This window comes from Bacillus sp. FSL K6-1338, from assembly GCF_038006965.1.
Lineage (GTDB): Bacteria > Bacillota > Bacilli > Bacillales > Bacillaceae_G > Bacillus_A > Bacillus_A thuringiensis_S.
On the sequence record NZ_JBBOWI010000001.1, the window covers coordinates 1,369,988 to 1,385,023 of the forward strand.

A 15,036-nucleotide genomic window follows, 5' to 3' on the forward strand; every position below is an offset into this window, starting at 1 on the left:
TAAAAGGAGTGTTAAAAATGGAAAAACGTATCGTTTGTTTAGCTGGTGATGGTGTCGGTCCAGAAGTTATGGAAAGTGCGAAGGAAGTATTGCATATGGTAGAAAGGCTATATGGACATCATTTTCATTTGCAAGATGAGTACTTTGGTGGTGTTGCTATCGATTTAACTGGGCAACCATTACCACAGCGAACACTTGCCGCCTGTTTAGCGAGTGATGCGGTTTTACTTGGAGCAGTAGGTGGACCAAGGTGGGATAGTGCGAAAGAAAGGCCTGAGAAAGGATTATTAGCATTAAGAAAAGGACTCGGTGTATTTGCGAATGTTCGCCCTGTAACGGTAGAAAGTGCAACTGCACATTTATCACCATTAAAAAATGTGGATGAAATTGATTTCGTTGTCGTTCGTGAATTAACAGGCGGAATTTATTTTTCTTATCCGAAAGAGCGAACGGAAGAAGTGGCGACAGATACACTTACGTATCATCGCCATGAAATTGAACGTATCGTTTCGTATGCTTTTCAATTAGCGAATAAGCGGAAGAAAAAAGTAACATCTATTGATAAAGCGAATGTTTTAGAGTCTAGTAAACTATGGAGAACTGTGACAGAAGAAGTAGCACTTCGCTACCCAAATGTGGAAGTAGAACACATTTTAGTAGATGCAGCGGCTATGGAATTAATTCGAAATCCAGGAAGATTTGACGTTATTGTAACGGAAAATTTATTTGGTGATATTTTAAGTGATGAGGCTTCAGTATTAGCTGGATCATTAGGAATGCTTCCATCAGCAAGTCACGCTGAAAAGGGGCCTTCATTATACGAGCCTATTCACGGATCAGCGCCGGATATTGCGGGGAAAAATAAGGCGAATCCAATTGCGATGATGCGTTCTGTTGCAATGATGCTTGGGCAATCGTTCGGATTAACGAGGGAAGGATATGCAATTGAAGAAGCAGTTTCTGCAGTCCTTAAATCAGGAAAATGTACAGCAGATATCGGGGGGACTGAAACGACAATTTCATTTACAAAGGCAGTTATTCAAGAAATGGAAGAGCAAGCGTTAGTAGGGAGAGGAAAATAATGGGGAAAAGGTTACTAGATAAGCTTTGGGAAAGACATGTAGTTGCGACTAATGAAAATGGATTGGATTTATTATATATCGATCTACATCTTGTTCATGAAGTAACGTCACCGCAAGCCTTTGAAGGCTTGCGGCTTACAAATCGAAGAGTCCGCAGACCAGATTTAACATTTGCAACGATGGATCATAATATTCCAACGAAAGATGTTTGGAATATTACCGATCGTATTGCGAAGCAGCAACTAGATACACTTCGGGAAAATTGTAAACAATTTCAGGTGCCATTAGCGGATATCGGAGATGAAGAGCAAGGGATCGTTCATGTTATAGGACCAGAACTTGGACTCACACAGCCAGGAAAAACGATTGTTTGTGGTGATAGTCATACAGCAACACACGGTGCTTTTGGTGCACTAGCGTTTGGTATTGGTACGAGTGAAGTGGAACATGTATTGGCAACGCAAACGTTATGGCAACGAAAGCCGAAAGCGATGGGCATTGAGTTAAAAGGAAAGTTACCGCAAGGTGTTTATGCGAAAGATATTATTTTACATCTCCTTTCAAAGTACGGAGTAGCAGTTGGAACAGGTTACGTAATGGAGTTTTACGGAGAGACCATTCATGCTATGGATATGGAAGAGAGGATGACGCTTTGCAATATGGCAATTGAAGGGGGAGCAAAGGCTGGTATTATTGCACCAGATGAAAAAACGGTTGCTTACGTAAAAGGGCGTAAATATGCGCCGAAAGACTATGAATCTATTAAGAAAAAATGGTCAGAACTTTATACAGATTTAGATGCAGTTTATGATTTACATATTTCAGTAGATGTTACGGATTTAGCGCCGTACGTTACGTGGGGAACAAATCCTAGTATGGGTGTTCGGATTGATGAGAAATTGCCAGAAAAGTATGATGCAAATGACGAAAGAGCGTTTTCTTATATGGGATTGAGTCCCGGACAAAGTACGTATGACATTCCAGTTCAACATGTTTTCATTGGATCTTGTACAAATTCTAGGCTTTCTGACTTAGAAATTGCTGCATCTGTCGTGAAAGGTAAGAAAGTAAAAGAAGGTGTGCGAGCACTTGTTGTACCCGGATCTCAAAGGGTAAGAGAAGCAGCGATGCATAAAGGATTACATCGCATATTTGAAGAAGCTGGATTTGAATGGAGAGAGCCCGGATGCTCAATGTGTCTAGGTATGAATCCAGATCAAGTGCCTGAAGGAGAACATTGTGCCTCTACGTCAAATCGCAATTTTGAAGGAAGACAAGGAAAGGGAGCACGAACGCATTTAGTTAGCCCGGCAATGGCGGCTGCGGCTGCGTTATATGGTCATTTTGTTGATATTAGAAAGGAGAGTTATGATGGAGCCATTTCGTATTCATAAAGGTACTGCCGCAGTACTGATGAATGATAACATTGATACAGATCAAATTATTCCGAAGCAATATTTAAAGAGAATTGAAAGAACTGGGTTTGGGAAGTTTTTATTTGATGAGTGGCGATATGATAATAATCGCCAAGAAAACCCTAATTTTCCTCTTAATGCACAAGAAAGAAAAGGAGCCAGCATATTAATTACAGGTGATAATTTTGGATGTGGCTCGTCAAGAGAACATGCTCCATGGGCGCTTGCTGATTATGGTTTCCGCGTTATTATCGCTGGAGGATTTGCCGATATCTTTTATATGAATTGTATGAAGAATGGCATGTTACCGATTGTAATGGATAAAGATATGCGTGAACAACTTGCTAAAACAGATGCGAGGGAACAAATCACAGTTGATTTAGAAAATGAAGTAATTACAACGAATACGCATAGATTCCATTTTACAATCGAGAAAATGTGGAAAGAGAAGTTATTAAATGGTTTAGATGAAATTAGTATTACAATGCAATATGAACAAGAAATAAAAGAGTATGAAAGAAAAGTGGCTTTATATTAAAAAAGTGACGGAATATTAAAAATGTATTTACATTCAAAATTAACTGTTATATACTATGTGAAAATCAGAGGAGAAAGGGAGTAAGTATTATGAATATCGTGCGATCTATTACAATGCTTACACAACTACATCATCATACATGAAACCCTTGAACCTAGCGTGAAAACGTGTAGGTACAAGGGGTATTCCCGTTGTACCTACACTCTATTGAAGAGCCTTGTAGGTATTTTGTCTACAAGGCTCTTTTTATTTTCGGCTTAGGTGAATGAAATCGGCATACATTAGAAGGGGAAAGGTGTGAAAATTTAGATGACAAAATGGAAGCGGGCAAACCCGAATGGAACGAGAGATTATTTATTCGAAGAATGTACATTAATTGAAGAAGTGGAGCAAAAATTAAGGCTTACTTTTTTAGAGAGAGGTTATGAGGAAATAAGAACACCTACAATTGAATTTTATGATGTTTTTGCATTTCAAAATAGACCGATAGATGAAGAGAAGATGTATAAATTTTTTGATGAAAAGGGAAGGATTATCGTTTTACGTCCAGATATGACAATTCCTTTAGCGAGAGTTATTGGAACACAGAGATGGGATACGCCACTTAAAGTGACGTATAGCGGGAATGTATTTCGAGCAAATGAATCCCATTCTGGAAAATATAATGAAATCGTACAAAGTGGTATTGAAGTTATCGGGATTGATAATGTAAGAGCTGAAATTGAATGCGTAATAAGTGTCATTCAAGCACTTCAAAAGTTGAATGTGCAATCTTTTACAATTGAGATTGGGCAAGTACAGTTATATAAATGTATTGTAAAAAAGCTCTCCATCCATGATGAAGAAGAAAGGGTACTTAGAACGTATATAGAAAGTAAAAATTATGCTGCCCTCTCAAATTTCATCGGAGAAAAGAAATTAGATCGATGCGATGAGACAGTAAGATTACTTGAGAAATTACCGAGGCTATTTGGAAATTTAGAAGTTATTGAGGAAGCAGAAAAGCTTGCTTCAAGTAATGAAATGAAAATGGCAATTGCAAGAGTAAAAGAAATGTATGAAACAATGGAAACGTTAGGATATGGTTCTTACATATCAATTGATTTAGGCATGATTCAACACTTAGATTACTATACGGGTGTTATTTTCAAAGGATATATATATGAAATTGGAGAAGAAATCGTTAGTGGCGGAAGATATGATGAGCTAATTGGGAATTTTGGAGAAACGCTGCCGGCTGTTGGACTCGCGGTGCAAGTAAATCAAATTGTGAAGGCGCTACAAGAGCAGCAAGAACCATATGAACGAAATCAAATTGATATTGTGATTCATTATGAGTTAAATAGATTAGCAGAAGCAGAAAGGTTACGAAATTTACTTCGAAAGGACGGGAAAAATGCCTGGTTATCTCTATTCTCTAATTTAAGCGATACCTTTCAATTTGCAAGAAAAAATAAAATAGGAACGGTCGTTGAGGCAAAGAATGAATACTTAGTGGAATATGTGTGGAATGAGAAATGGGTAGTCCAGAAAGAAGGAGAGACTTCATGCGTAACATTCAAATTGCGTTAACGAAAGGAAGATTAGAAAAACATGTAATTCCACTCTTTGAGCAGATTGGAATTGATTGTTCGGAACTCAAAAATAAAGGTCGGAAGCTTGTATTTCAAAGTAAAAATACAAATGTTTCATTTATTTTAGTAAAAGCGGTTGATGTTGCTACTTATGTAGAACATGGGGTAGCTGATATTGGGATCGTTGGAAAAGATATTTTAATGGAAAACGAGAAAGATATTTATGAAATGCTGGATTTAGGAGTAGGGATTTGTAAGTTTTGTGTTGCTTCTATTCCTACGTATAATCCGAAAAGTTACCGGAAGAAAAGAATTGCTACGAAATACCCACATATTACTTCTACTTATTTTCATGATAAGGGAGAGGACGTAGAAATTATTAAAATAGAAGGTTCTGTAGAAATCGCTCCTCTTCTTGGATTGGCAGATGCAATTGTAGATATTGTTGAAACAGGAAAAACATTACAAGAGAATGGACTTATTGTATTTGAGGAAATGCACTCTATATCGGCTCGGATGATTGTAAATAAGGCGGCCTTAAAAACTAAAAAAGACGAAATATTCAGTATTGTAAATATGATGGAGCAAGAAATCTTATCAGGGAAATAGGAGGACTTAAAATGGAAATCATTTATGAAGACTTTAAGGAGGCATTATCTAAAATAAAAGTGCTAAGAGAAAACGCTAATATAATAGAAGAAACTGTTCAAAGAAGTGTAAGAGAAATCATTAGAAATGTAAGGGAAGGGAAAGATGAGGCTTTATCTTTCTATACAAAAAAGTTTGATGGTGTAGAGATGAAAGATTTTTGTGTAAGTGAAGAAGAAATACAGCAAGCGAGTATGCTTGTAGAGAATTCATTTTTAGAAGCTTTAAAAGAGGCGAAGAAAAACATTGTTTCGTATCACGAAAAGCAAAAGAAGTACTCAATATTCGATTGTGAAAGTAAAGGCATAATTAGAGGACAGCTCATTCGGCCATTAGAAAATATAGGTGTATATGTACCGGGTGGGACAGCCTCATATCCTTCTTCAGTATTAATGAATGTATTGCCGGCGAAACTCGCAGGTGTGAAAAAGATTGTAATGGTAACACCGCCGAGGAAAGAAGGAATTGATCCTCATATATTAGCTGCTGCAAATCTTGCGGGGGTAGATGAAATTTATACGATAGGTGGCGCGCAAGCAATTGCGGCTTTAGCATACGGGACGGAATCGATTCCGAAAGTGGATAAAATAGTTGGACCGGGAAATTTGTACGTCGCTCTAGCGAAACGAGAAGTATACGGAATAGTAAATATCGATATGATTGCTGGTCCATCAGAAATTGTAGTTGTCGCGGATGAAACAGGTAATGCAAAATATATCGCAGCGGATTTATTATCGCAAGCAGAGCATGATGAGAGAGCAACGGCAATTTGTATTACAACGAATATGGAACTAGCTAAAGAAGTAGAAAAAGAGGTAGAAAGACAGTTAGAAATGTTACCAAGAAGTGAAATTGCACGTGAATCAATAAATAGAAATGGAGCCATCTTTATCGTTCCTTCTTTAGAGGAGGCACTAAAGTTATCAAATGAAATTGCTCCAGAACATTTAGAGTTACATATAAAAGAACCGATGAATGCTCTAGATTATGTGAAACATGCAGGCTCTATTTTCCTTGGGCCATATGCACCTGAACCGCTCGGGGATTATTTGGCGGGACCGAATCATGTATTACCAACGAGCGGAACGGCAAGATTTTTTTCTCCGTTATCAGTCGATGATTTCGTGAAAAAATCAAGTTTTATTTCTTATACGGAGGAAGCATTAAAAAATGTACAGCATCATATTGTAGAGCTTGCAAATAAAGAAGGGTTACATGCACATGCGAGAGCAATCCAAATAAGGTTTGAGGAGGAAAAATAATGCGTCAGTCCAGTCAAGTACGTCAGACGACAGAAACAAAAATTAAATTAAGTTTGCAGCTTGATGAAAGTACGAATGTATCTATTCAAACGGGGATTGGTTTTTTCGATCATATGCTGACTTTATTTGCTAGACATGGAAGATTTGGATTGCAAGTTGAGGCAGAAGGTGATGTATTTGTCGATGCACATCACACCGTTGAAGATGTTGGAATTGTACTCGGAAATTGCTTGAAAGAAGCATTGCAAAATAAAGAGAGAATTAATCGTTACGGTTCAGCGTATGTACCGATGGATGAATCTTTAGGATTTGTCGCAATTGATATAAGTGGACGCTCATATTGTGTATTTCAAGGGGAATTAACAAATCCGAAGCTCGGGGATTTTGATACAGAATTGACGGAAGAATTTTTTAGAGCAGTTGCACATGCTGCCAATATTACATTACATGCGCGCGTTCTATATGGAAGTAATACACATCACAAAATTGAAGCATTATTTAAAGCTTTTGGTAGAGCGCTTAGAGAAGCGGTCGAAAAAAATGCCAACATTACTGGTGTAAATTCAACGAAAGGGATGTTGTAATTGATTGCCATTATAGATTATGGAATGGGGAATATTCGTAGTGTAGAGCAAGCATTAAAATATATTGGGGCAGAGCACATTGTAACGAGTGATAAAGAAGAGATATTGAGAAGCGATGGCGTGATTTTACCGGGAGTAGGTGCATTTCCGAAAGCGATGGAAGTATTAGAAGAAAGAGATTTAGTGTGTGTACTAAAAGAAGTTTGTGATATAGGAAAACCACTCCTCGGTATATGTTTGGGCATGCAGCTTTTATTTGAACGAAGTGAGGAACTAAAAGGTTGTAGTGGGTTAGGTTTACTACCAGGGGAAATTCGTAAGTTAAAAGTTTCGTATAAAATTCCTCATATGGGATGGAATGAATTAAGGAAGGAAAGAGAATTTCCGCTTTGGAATGGATTAGTAGATGGTTCTTTCGTGTATTATGTTCATTCATATTACGCGGATTGTCCAGATGAAATTGTATGCGGAGTAAGTGATTATGGAATGCAAGTACCAGGGTTTGTAGCGAAAGGAAATGTATTTGGTGCACAGTTTCATCCAGAAAAAAGTGGTGAAATTGGCATGCAAATATTAAAAAATTTTCAAGGGGTGGTAGAAGCATGGAAATCTTCCCGGCTATCGATTTAAAGGAAGGGCGATGCGTTAGACTTTATCAAGGAGAGTTTAGTAAAGAAACGGTGATGAATGAAGATCCGGTAGCGCAGGCGATCATATTTGAAAAGCTTGGAGCGGAAATACTACACATTGTTGATTTAGACGGTGCAATTGCTGGCGAGTCGCTAAATTTTCTCGTCATTGAAAAAATCTGCAAGGCGGTACGTATTCCTGTGCAAGTGGGAGGAGGAATTCGTTCACTTAAAGCGGTGGAGAAGTTATTGTCAGTAGGTGTAGAAAAAGTGATTTTAGGAACAGCGGCTCTTTATGATAAGTCATTTTTAGAGGAAGCAGTTCATCTATATAAAGAGAAAATCATTGTTGGAATTGATGCGAAAAATGGTTTCGTAGCAACGAGAGGTTGGCTTGATTTGTCTGAAATTTCTTATATTAGTTTAGCGAAACAAATGGAAAGTTTAGGTGTTCAAACGATTGTGTTTACAGACATTTCGAAAGACGGGACGCTTGCAGGGCCAAATTTTGAACAATTGACGTTACTTCAAAAAAGTGTGGGCATTCGTCTCATTGCCTCTGGAGGAGTGGCATCTATTCAAGATGTGAAAAAGTTAAATGATATGAATATATATGGTGTCATAATTGGAAAGGCGCTTTACGAGAAAAAGATTGATTTAGAAGAAGTATTACAGGTAACGAAGTTATGTTAGCGAAACGAATTATTCCATGTCTAGATGTGAAAGAAGGGCGAGTCGTAAAGGGTGTAAATTTTATAGGATTACAAGATGTCGGTGATCCGGTTGAAATAGCTGAAGCATATAACGAGGCAGGGGCAGATGAAATCGTATTTTTAGATATTACGGCGACCCATGAAGGAAGAAAAACGATTATAGATGTTGTAGAAAAAACAGCAGCAAAAGTATTTATTCCTCTTACGGTTGGCGGGGGGATTTCAAGTGTGAAAGATATGTACAATTTACTAAGAGCTGGAGCAGACAAAGTTTCAATAAACTCAGCGGCAGTGCGAAACCCGAAGCTAATCGAAGAAGGGGCAGAACACTTTGGATCACAATGTATTGTCGTCGCAATTGACGCTAGAAAAGTAGCGGAAGATAAATGGAACGTATACGTCAACGGTGGAAGAGTTGACACAGAAATGGATGCTATAGAATGGGCGAAGCGTGTTGTTAAGCTCGGGGCGGGTGAAATTTTGTTAACGAGTATGGATGCAGATGGAACGAAAAGTGGATATGATCTTCGTTTAACAGAAGAGATTTCAAAAAGTGTTTCCATTCCAGTCATCGCATCAGGGGGCTGTGGTCATACGGATCACATTATAGAAGTTTTTCAAAAGACAACGGTTGATGCAGCGTTAGCGGCATCCATATTTCATTATGGTGAGGCGACAGTGCAGAGTGTAAAGCGAAAATTAAGAGATGCAAATGTTGAGGTGCGGTTATGAAACCTAATTTTTCAAAAGGATTAATACCAGCAATTGTCATCGAAGAAGGTACGAAAGAAGTTTTAATGCTAGCTTATATGAATGAAGACGCATATGAAAAAACGTTAGAGACGAAAAGAACATGGTTTTATTCTCGTTCGAGGCAGTCGTTATGGAATAAGGGAGAAACATCAGGGAATGTTCAATATGTGCAATCTCTATACTTAGATTGTGATCAAGATTCAATTGTTGTGAATGTGAAACAAGTAGGGCCTGCTTGTCATACGGGGGAGAAGACATGCTTTCACTATCAAATTATATAGGGGGGATACATATGGAAAATGCCTTTAAGTTGCTGTATAAAACAATTGAAGAACGAAAGGAAAGCCCACTTCCTGAATCGTATACAAATTATTTATTTTCAAAAGGAGAAGATAAAATTTTAAAGAAAATTGGTGAAGAGTGCGCTGAAGTAATTATCGCATGTAAAAATAATGATAAAGAAGAAGTAGTGAAAGAAATGGTTGATGTATTTTATCACTGTTTCGTTTTATTGGCTGAAAAAAATATTGCATTGGAAGATGTCATGCGAGAGGTGAAAGAACGAAATGGAAAGCTTTCGAGAGTTGGGGATAGAAGGGAAATAGATACATTATAAGGGGGAATGTATATGAAAGTAGATTATCATCTTCACTTAGAAGAAGGACCGTATTCAATAAGATGGCTTGCTAAAATAAATGAAGCGTTGGAATGTTATGAACCGCTTCAAGAAAGGCATTCTATTGATTGGCTTATGAAAACACAAGAGCGTTTGCAAAAGCGTGTGAAGGAAGGGCCATTTACAAAAGAATGGATGGATCTCTATTTAGAAGAAGCTGTGCGAAAAGGAATAAAAGAAGTGGGAATTGTTGATCATCTATATCGTTTTCATGAAGCGAAAGGATATTATGAAAAATATGTAGATATTAGTGATTCTAAGCTTGGTCGTATACAGAAGGAATGGTTAGATCAAGTAAGGGTAGTTTCACTGTATGATTTTACAAAGGCAATTGAAGAAGCGAAAGAACGATGGAGTAAAAGAGGTGTCACACTTAAACTTGGAATTGAAGCGGATTATTTTCTTGATTGTGAAGGAGAGTTAAAAGAATTATTAGCGCTAGGAGACTTTGATTATGTAATTGGTTCCGTTCATTTTCTAAATGGCTGGGGATTTGATAATCCGGATACGAAAGAATATTTTGAGGTGCATGACCTACGCACATTATACGATACGTTTTTTAAAACAGTTGAGAGTGCGATTCATACAGAGTTATTTGATATTATCGCTCATCTTGATAATATAAAAGTATTTAATTATCGATTCGATGAGAATGAACAGCTTTCTTATTATAAGGAAATTGCCTGTGCGTTAGTAGAAACGAATACGGCAACAGAAATAAATGCAGGACTGTACTATCGTTACCCTGTTCGTGAGATGTGCCCAAGTCCACTATATTTACAAGTATTAGCTAAGTATGGTGTTCCAATTACGATTTCTTCGGATGCCCATTATCCAAATGATTTAGGGAATTATGTACAAGAAAATGTACAAACATTACGAGCTCACGGTGTTACTCAGGTCGCAACATTTACGAAGCGAGCAAGAGTAATGAGGTTGCTTGAAGAAGAAGTAACAAATTTAAAATGAAACGCGATTTTTTGATGAAAACCGTCCTTTTTGTTCAAAATAAGAAAGAATGAAAAGGAGGGTAAGAAATGGCGAAACAACAAAATAAACAAAATGTACAAGTTGCACAGCAACAAGCTTATACGTCTGAAACGAATGCTGCATCTCAATCGGTTATTGAGGAGCAAATTAGCGATACGGTTGCAGAAGGAACTATTGATGTGAAGCTCGGAAAAGAATCGCAGGAAAAAGCGTAAGAAGAGGGGAGAGTTGTATCTCCTCTTTTTTTATGGAAAAGTGTCGATTTTCAAAACTATAATCAAATTCCTTGGTTTTTATATATGGATTTCTTACAATGAAATATAAGAGATATCTTATTTTCTATAGAAGAGGTGTTAGTAGTGGCAAAAATATTAGTAGCGGGAAAAATTCCAGAAATTGGATTAGAACTATTAAAAGATCATGATGTAGAAATGTACGATAAAGAGGAGTTAATTTCTATAGATGAATTAATAGAGCGTGTAAAAGATAAAGATGCATTGTTAAGTTTACTTTCAACAAAGGTGCCAAAAGAAGTTATTGATGCAGCGCCTCATTTAAAGATTGTTGCAAACTATGGTGCTGGTTACGACAATATTGATTACACGTATGCTGGGGAAAAAGGAATTGCAGTAACGAATACACCGAAAGTATCAACGGAAGCGACTGCAGAATTAACATTTGCACTTCTTTTAGCAGCGGCGCGTAGAATTCCTGAAGGGGATACGTTATGTCGTACGACTGGATTTAACGGATGGGCACCGTTATTTTTCTTAGGACGAGAAGTCCACGGTAAGACAATTGGAATTATTGGTCTTGGAGAAATCGGGAAGGCTGTTGCAAAACGTGCGAGAGCATTTGGAATGGGTGTTTTATATACAGGGCCAAATCGTAAGCTTGAAGCTGAAAGTGAACTGGGAGCAACGTATGTGACGTTGGAAGAATTATTACAAACAGCAGATTTTATTACAATTAACTGTGCTTATAATCCAAAATTACATCATATGATTGATGAAGAGCAGTTTAAAATGATGAAGAAAACAGCGTATATTGTAAATGCTTCACGTGGACCAATTATGAATGAAGCGGCACTTGCTCATGCATTAAAAACGAATGAAATTGAAGGGGCAGCTCTTGATGTGTTTGAATTTGAACCGAAAATTACAGAAGAGCTAAAAGAATTAAAGAATGTAGTGCTTGCTCCACACGTAGGGAATGCAACGTTTGAAACTCGTGATGCGATGGCTGAAATGGCTGTCAGAAATATTTTAGCTGTATTAAACGGCGAAGAGCCAGTAACACCTGTAAATCAAAAGGTATTAGTCACAAAATAAAAAGAAACCTTCCGGACTCGGAAGGTTTCTTATTTTTCTTTATTCGCTTTTTTAGACGGTCTTTGTCTAATGAATTGAGATAACATGTACAAAATATATAGTGGAATGGCAATGAATAAGAAAACAGAAAAATTGCCAAATCCTGTTTGATACATTGTAATAATGATTCCAACTAAAAATAGTGTAATAATGATGCTATATCGTGGAATTGGTACATCTTTTAAACTTGGGATACGAATGCGGCTCACCATTAAAAATGCGAACGTTACAAATACGGTAATAAGAACGATTTTTGGAATGGTATGTGAAAATAATGTTAAGAAAGCAACAAGCCCTCCCGCTGCTGTAATCGGTACTCCAGTGAAATATTTCATTGAAGTAGAAGATGGTGTTACATTAAATCGTGCTAAACGATATGCCCCGAAAAGAGGGAATAATCCCGCTATGTATAATCCGATGATTCCGTAGTTTGAGAAAGATGTGTAATACATTAAAACAGCAGGTGCTGCACCAAATGTTACGACATCTGCAAGCGAGTCGAGCTCTTTTCCCATTTGTGAATCAACACGTAATAAACGAGCAACACGACCATCAAGACTATCTAACATCATCCCGATAAGTACTAAAATAGCAGCTGATTTATAATATCCTAAAGATGCATAGCCGATTGATAAAAATCCGCTATATAAATTTCCGAGCGTAAATAAGTTTGGAATAGCTGCTCTATACAAAATCTGATCCCTTGCTTTCTGTAATAAATTCTTAATTAGTGTATGAAAGTTTACTTATTTTATCATACCATAAATTTATTCCTCATACGAAAGAAATTACCAATTTGTGAAAGATTTCATAGAAGGATGAGGAATAAATTAAGTGAAAATAAAAAGAGGAAGCAACTTGTATAAAGTTGCTTCCTTTACTATTCAAATTTCGTTGTCATCGTTCCGGTTTTATATCGATTATTAGGATCGAAACGTAATAAATCTCCATAAATTAATTTATCGGAGAGTTTTAATTCTGTTTTTGCTTTTTCAACATACGGCTGACATAGCGTCATGTCAGCTTCTTCACCTGTACTTCTTTTGTAGCACATATTTTTTGTATAAACATACTCTTCAGAAACAAAGCTACCATCACGCATTACCATAAGCGGGTCTTTTTCTTTAATAAATAAGTCAGTTCCAAATTCAACGGATTTATTTGTTTTAATACCAAGTAAATGAAGGAGCGTTGGTTTAATATCAATTTGACCAGATACTTTAGAAACAACTTTTCCTTCTTGACCAGGCACATGAATAATAAGAGGAACGCGTTGTAATTGCATAGAATCGAATGGTGTAATAGTATCTTTTCCTAGGAACTGTGCCATAGCTGCGTTATGGTTTTCGGAAATACCATAATGATCACCATAAATGACAATAACGGAATTATCATACAGTCCTTCTTCTTTTAATTGTTTAATAAATAATTTAAGAGCTTCATCTGTGTAACGAACAGTTGGGAAGTAGCGGTTTACAACACCACTTTCTGAGTTGAATTCATCAACATATTGGTCTTCCGGATTTAGAAGAAACGGAAAATGATTTGTTAATGTAATAAATTTTGTATAGAACGGTTGCGGTAAAGATTTTAACTTTGGAATAGATTGTTCAAAGAACTCTTTATCTTTTAATCCCCAACCGACAGACATTTGTTCCGTTCCTACGTAATCATTTAAATTAAAGTAACGATCATATCCAAGTGTAGGATACATTACATCCCGATTCCAAAACGTTTTATCGTTTGAATGGAAGACGGCAGAAGAATATCCGTATTTCTTTAATTGTTCTGGTGTAGCTGTGTATTCATTTGTTGCATGAGTAAAGAATACAGAACCACGATCTAGTGGGTAAAGTGAGTTTTCAACGATAAATTCAGCATCAGAAGTTTTACCTTGTCCAGTTTGATGATAGAAGTTATCGAAATAGAAGCTATCCTTAATAAATTCATTTAAAAATGGTGTAATTTCTTTTCCATTTATTTTTTTATTAATAACAAAGCTTTGTGTAGATTCCATTGAAATTAAAATTACATTTTTACCTTTTGCAGCTCCAAATAAGTTTTTATCAACTTGCTTGTCTTTTGAGTCTGTATAGTTCTTAATTTCAGAAAATCCATCGCCACTTGCAAATACACGCTCAGCTGAAGACTTGGATTGAAGTGTAATATCAAATAGATGATATGTGTATAAACCTAAATTTTTCACAACAGTTTGACGGTCAAATGAGCGTGAGAACATTTGTGGTTTATAAATAACTGATACAACAATTTGTAGTGCTAATAAAGCTGTTACACCGCTAAAGAAAGTTCGCTTCTCTGAGCGGGAAAGTGGTGTTTTGTCGCCAAATGATGGGAATTTACGCGAAATAAACATTAAAATAATTGCATCTGCAAATAAAAGTAATGTTTTGTACGTAAAGAGTTCTTTTATACTTGTCCCTAAATCAGCCATATTGTTTGTTTGGAATAAAACCGGGAAAGTAACGAAATCGTTATAGAACCCATAAAACATTGCGTTTCCAAATAAAATAAATGACAGTATAAAACTGATTCCAATTATAATTCGGTTTCGGTGCTTAGATGCAAGTAAAGCTAAGCCGAAAAATAAAAGTAACGCAGCTAGTGGATTAATAAAAAGCATGAATTCTTCAAAGAAATTATCAATTTTAATATCAAATGCTAGCTTGTACACAATATATGTTTTAATCCATAGTAAAACGACTGCAACGAGTGCAAATCGCAGTTTTGGAAACAGATGTTGTAGCATAATATACTCCTCTCCTAAAAAGCATGACAGTTCTT

General features: G+C 36.6%; 17 protein-coding genes. 15 read left to right on the forward strand and 2 right to left on the reverse strand.

What is annotated here, in order from left to right:
• Positions 1 to 17: 17 nt before the first annotated feature.
• The 15 genes from leuB to NZ044_RS07320 all read left to right on the forward strand — a co-directional run bounded on the left by leuB (position 18) and on the right by NZ044_RS07320 (position 12,195).
• Positions 18 to 1,082 (forward strand): 3-isopropylmalate dehydrogenase, encoded by a 1,065-nt coding sequence (gene leuB, locus NZ044_RS07250; RefSeq protein ID WP_000415389.1) that lies wholly within the window; start codon positions 18 to 20, stop codon positions 1,080 to 1,082.
• Positions 1,082 to 2,476, forward strand: a complete 1,395-nt coding sequence (gene leuC, locus NZ044_RS07255; protein ID WP_000518094.1) for a 3-isopropylmalate dehydratase large subunit — start codon at positions 1,082 to 1,084, stop codon at positions 2,474 to 2,476. Before leuB ends, leuC begins: the two co-directional genes overlap by 1 nt.
• Positions 2,454 to 3,035: a 3-isopropylmalate dehydratase small subunit gene (gene leuD, locus NZ044_RS07260; protein ID WP_000433191.1), complete on the forward strand. Its 582-nt coding sequence runs from the start codon at positions 2,454 to 2,456 to the stop codon at positions 3,033 to 3,035. The genes leuC and leuD overlap by 23 nt, the downstream gene beginning before the upstream one ends.
• A 309-nt stretch (positions 3,036 to 3,344) precedes the next feature.
• Complete coding sequence (locus NZ044_RS07265) at positions 3,345 to 4,607, forward strand: ATP phosphoribosyltransferase regulatory subunit (protein WP_000170302.1); 1,263 nt, start codon at positions 3,345 to 3,347, stop codon at positions 4,605 to 4,607.
• Positions 4,583 to 5,218, forward strand: a complete 636-nt coding sequence (gene hisG, locus NZ044_RS07270) for an ATP phosphoribosyltransferase (RefSeq protein ID WP_001244492.1) — start codon at positions 4,583 to 4,585, stop codon at positions 5,216 to 5,218. Before NZ044_RS07265 ends, hisG begins: the two co-directional genes overlap by 25 nt.
• A gap of 11 nt (positions 5,219 to 5,229) precedes the next feature.
• Positions 5,230 to 6,519: a histidinol dehydrogenase gene (gene hisD / locus NZ044_RS07275; protein WP_000402915.1), complete on the forward strand. Its 1,290-nt coding sequence runs from the start codon at positions 5,230 to 5,232 to the stop codon at positions 6,517 to 6,519.
• Positions 6,519 to 7,103, forward strand: coding sequence for an imidazoleglycerol-phosphate dehydratase HisB (hisB, locus tag NZ044_RS07280; RefSeq protein WP_001249962.1), 585 nt, complete (start codon positions 6,519 to 6,521; stop codon positions 7,101 to 7,103). The genes hisD and hisB overlap by 1 nt, the downstream gene beginning before the upstream one ends.
• Complete coding sequence (gene hisH / locus NZ044_RS07285) at positions 7,104 to 7,733, forward strand: imidazole glycerol phosphate synthase subunit HisH (protein WP_000560346.1); 630 nt, start codon at positions 7,104 to 7,106, stop codon at positions 7,731 to 7,733.
• Positions 7,706 to 8,425 (forward strand): 1-(5-phosphoribosyl)-5-[(5-phosphoribosylamino)methylideneamino]imidazole-4-carboxamide isomerase, encoded by a 720-nt coding sequence (gene hisA, locus NZ044_RS07290; protein WP_000402290.1) that lies wholly within the window; start codon positions 7,706 to 7,708, stop codon positions 8,423 to 8,425. Before hisH ends, hisA begins: the two co-directional genes overlap by 28 nt.
• The gene (hisF, locus tag NZ044_RS07295) at positions 8,419 to 9,177 is read left to right on the forward strand and encodes an imidazoleglycerol phosphate synthase cyclase subunit (protein ID WP_000880105.1); all 759 of its coding nucleotides are present in this window, start codon (positions 8,419 to 8,421) and stop codon (positions 9,175 to 9,177) included. The genes hisA and hisF overlap by 7 nt, the downstream gene beginning before the upstream one ends.
• A complete protein-coding gene (gene hisI, locus NZ044_RS07300; protein WP_000803959.1) occupies positions 9,174 to 9,479 on the forward strand; it encodes a phosphoribosyl-AMP cyclohydrolase in 306 nt (101 codons plus the stop codon). The genes hisF and hisI overlap by 4 nt, the downstream gene beginning before the upstream one ends.
• An 11-nt stretch (positions 9,480 to 9,490) precedes the next feature.
• Positions 9,491 to 9,814 carry a phosphoribosyl-ATP diphosphatase gene (gene hisE / locus NZ044_RS07305; protein ID WP_000426355.1) on the forward strand — a complete coding sequence of 108 codons (324 nt, stop codon included), beginning with the start codon at positions 9,491 to 9,493 and terminating at the stop codon, positions 9,812 to 9,814.
• Positions 9,815 to 9,826: 12 nt separating this feature from the next.
• A complete protein-coding gene (locus tag NZ044_RS07310) occupies positions 9,827 to 10,843 on the forward strand; it encodes a histidinol phosphate phosphatase domain-containing protein (RefSeq protein WP_098506682.1) in 1,017 nt (338 codons plus the stop codon).
• A 68-nt stretch (positions 10,844 to 10,911) separates the two neighbouring features.
• Positions 10,912 to 11,079 carry a DUF4025 domain-containing protein gene (locus NZ044_RS07315; RefSeq protein ID WP_001118893.1) on the forward strand — a complete coding sequence of 56 codons (168 nt, stop codon included), beginning with the start codon at positions 10,912 to 10,914 and terminating at the stop codon, positions 11,077 to 11,079.
• A gap of 144 nt (positions 11,080 to 11,223) precedes the next feature.
• On the forward strand, positions 11,224 to 12,195 hold the full coding sequence (locus tag NZ044_RS07320; protein WP_098506681.1) for an NAD(P)-dependent oxidoreductase: 972 nt from the start codon (positions 11,224 to 11,226) through the stop codon (positions 12,193 to 12,195).
• A 29-nt stretch (positions 12,196 to 12,224) separates the two neighbouring features.
• Here NZ044_RS07320 and pssA read toward each other — a convergent pair whose 3' ends face one another.
• Positions 12,225 to 12,926 carry a CDP-diacylglycerol--serine O-phosphatidyltransferase gene (gene pssA, locus NZ044_RS07325; protein WP_000285417.1) on the reverse strand — a complete coding sequence of 234 codons (702 nt, stop codon included), beginning with the start codon at positions 12,924 to 12,926 and terminating at the stop codon, positions 12,225 to 12,227.
• A gap of 188 nt (positions 12,927 to 13,114) precedes the next feature.
• The gene (locus tag NZ044_RS07330; RefSeq protein ID WP_000939085.1) at positions 13,115 to 15,001 is read right to left on the reverse strand and encodes an LTA synthase family protein; all 1,887 of its coding nucleotides are present in this window, start codon (positions 14,999 to 15,001) and stop codon (positions 13,115 to 13,117) included.
• Between the last annotated feature and the right edge of the window lie 35 nt (positions 15,002 to 15,036).

Coding starts and splice junctions, on each gene's coding strand:
- leuB (WP_000415389.1), top strand. CDS start 18: ATGGAAAAACGTATCGTTTGTTTAGCTGGTGATGGTGTCGGTCCAGAA.
- leuC (WP_000518094.1), top strand. CDS start 1,082: ATGGGGAAAAGGTTACTAGATAAGCTTTGGGAAAGACATGTAGTTGCG.
- leuD (WP_000433191.1), top strand. CDS start 2,454: ATGGAGCCATTTCGTATTCATAAAGGTACTGCCGCAGTACTGATGAAT.
- NZ044_RS07265 (WP_000170302.1), top strand. CDS start 3,345: ATGACAAAATGGAAGCGGGCAAACCCGAATGGAACGAGAGATTATTTA.
- hisG (WP_001244492.1), top strand. CDS start 4,583: ATGCGTAACATTCAAATTGCGTTAACGAAAGGAAGATTAGAAAAACAT.
- hisD (WP_000402915.1), top strand. CDS start 5,230: ATGGAAATCATTTATGAAGACTTTAAGGAGGCATTATCTAAAATAAAA.
- hisB (WP_001249962.1), top strand. CDS start 6,519: ATGCGTCAGTCCAGTCAAGTACGTCAGACGACAGAAACAAAAATTAAA.
- hisA (WP_000402290.1), top strand. CDS start 7,706: ATGGAAATCTTCCCGGCTATCGATTTAAAGGAAGGGCGATGCGTTAGA.
- hisF (WP_000880105.1), top strand. CDS start 8,419: ATGTTAGCGAAACGAATTATTCCATGTCTAGATGTGAAAGAAGGGCGA.
- hisI (WP_000803959.1), top strand. CDS start 9,174: ATGAAACCTAATTTTTCAAAAGGATTAATACCAGCAATTGTCATCGAA.
- hisE (WP_000426355.1), top strand. CDS start 9,491: ATGGAAAATGCCTTTAAGTTGCTGTATAAAACAATTGAAGAACGAAAG.
- NZ044_RS07310 (WP_098506682.1), top strand. CDS start 9,827: ATGAAAGTAGATTATCATCTTCACTTAGAAGAAGGACCGTATTCAATA.
- NZ044_RS07315 (WP_001118893.1), top strand. CDS start 10,912: ATGGCGAAACAACAAAATAAACAAAATGTACAAGTTGCACAGCAACAA.
- NZ044_RS07330 (WP_000939085.1), bottom strand. CDS start 15,001: ATGCTACAACATCTGTTTCCAAAACTGCGATTTGCACTCGTTGCAGTC.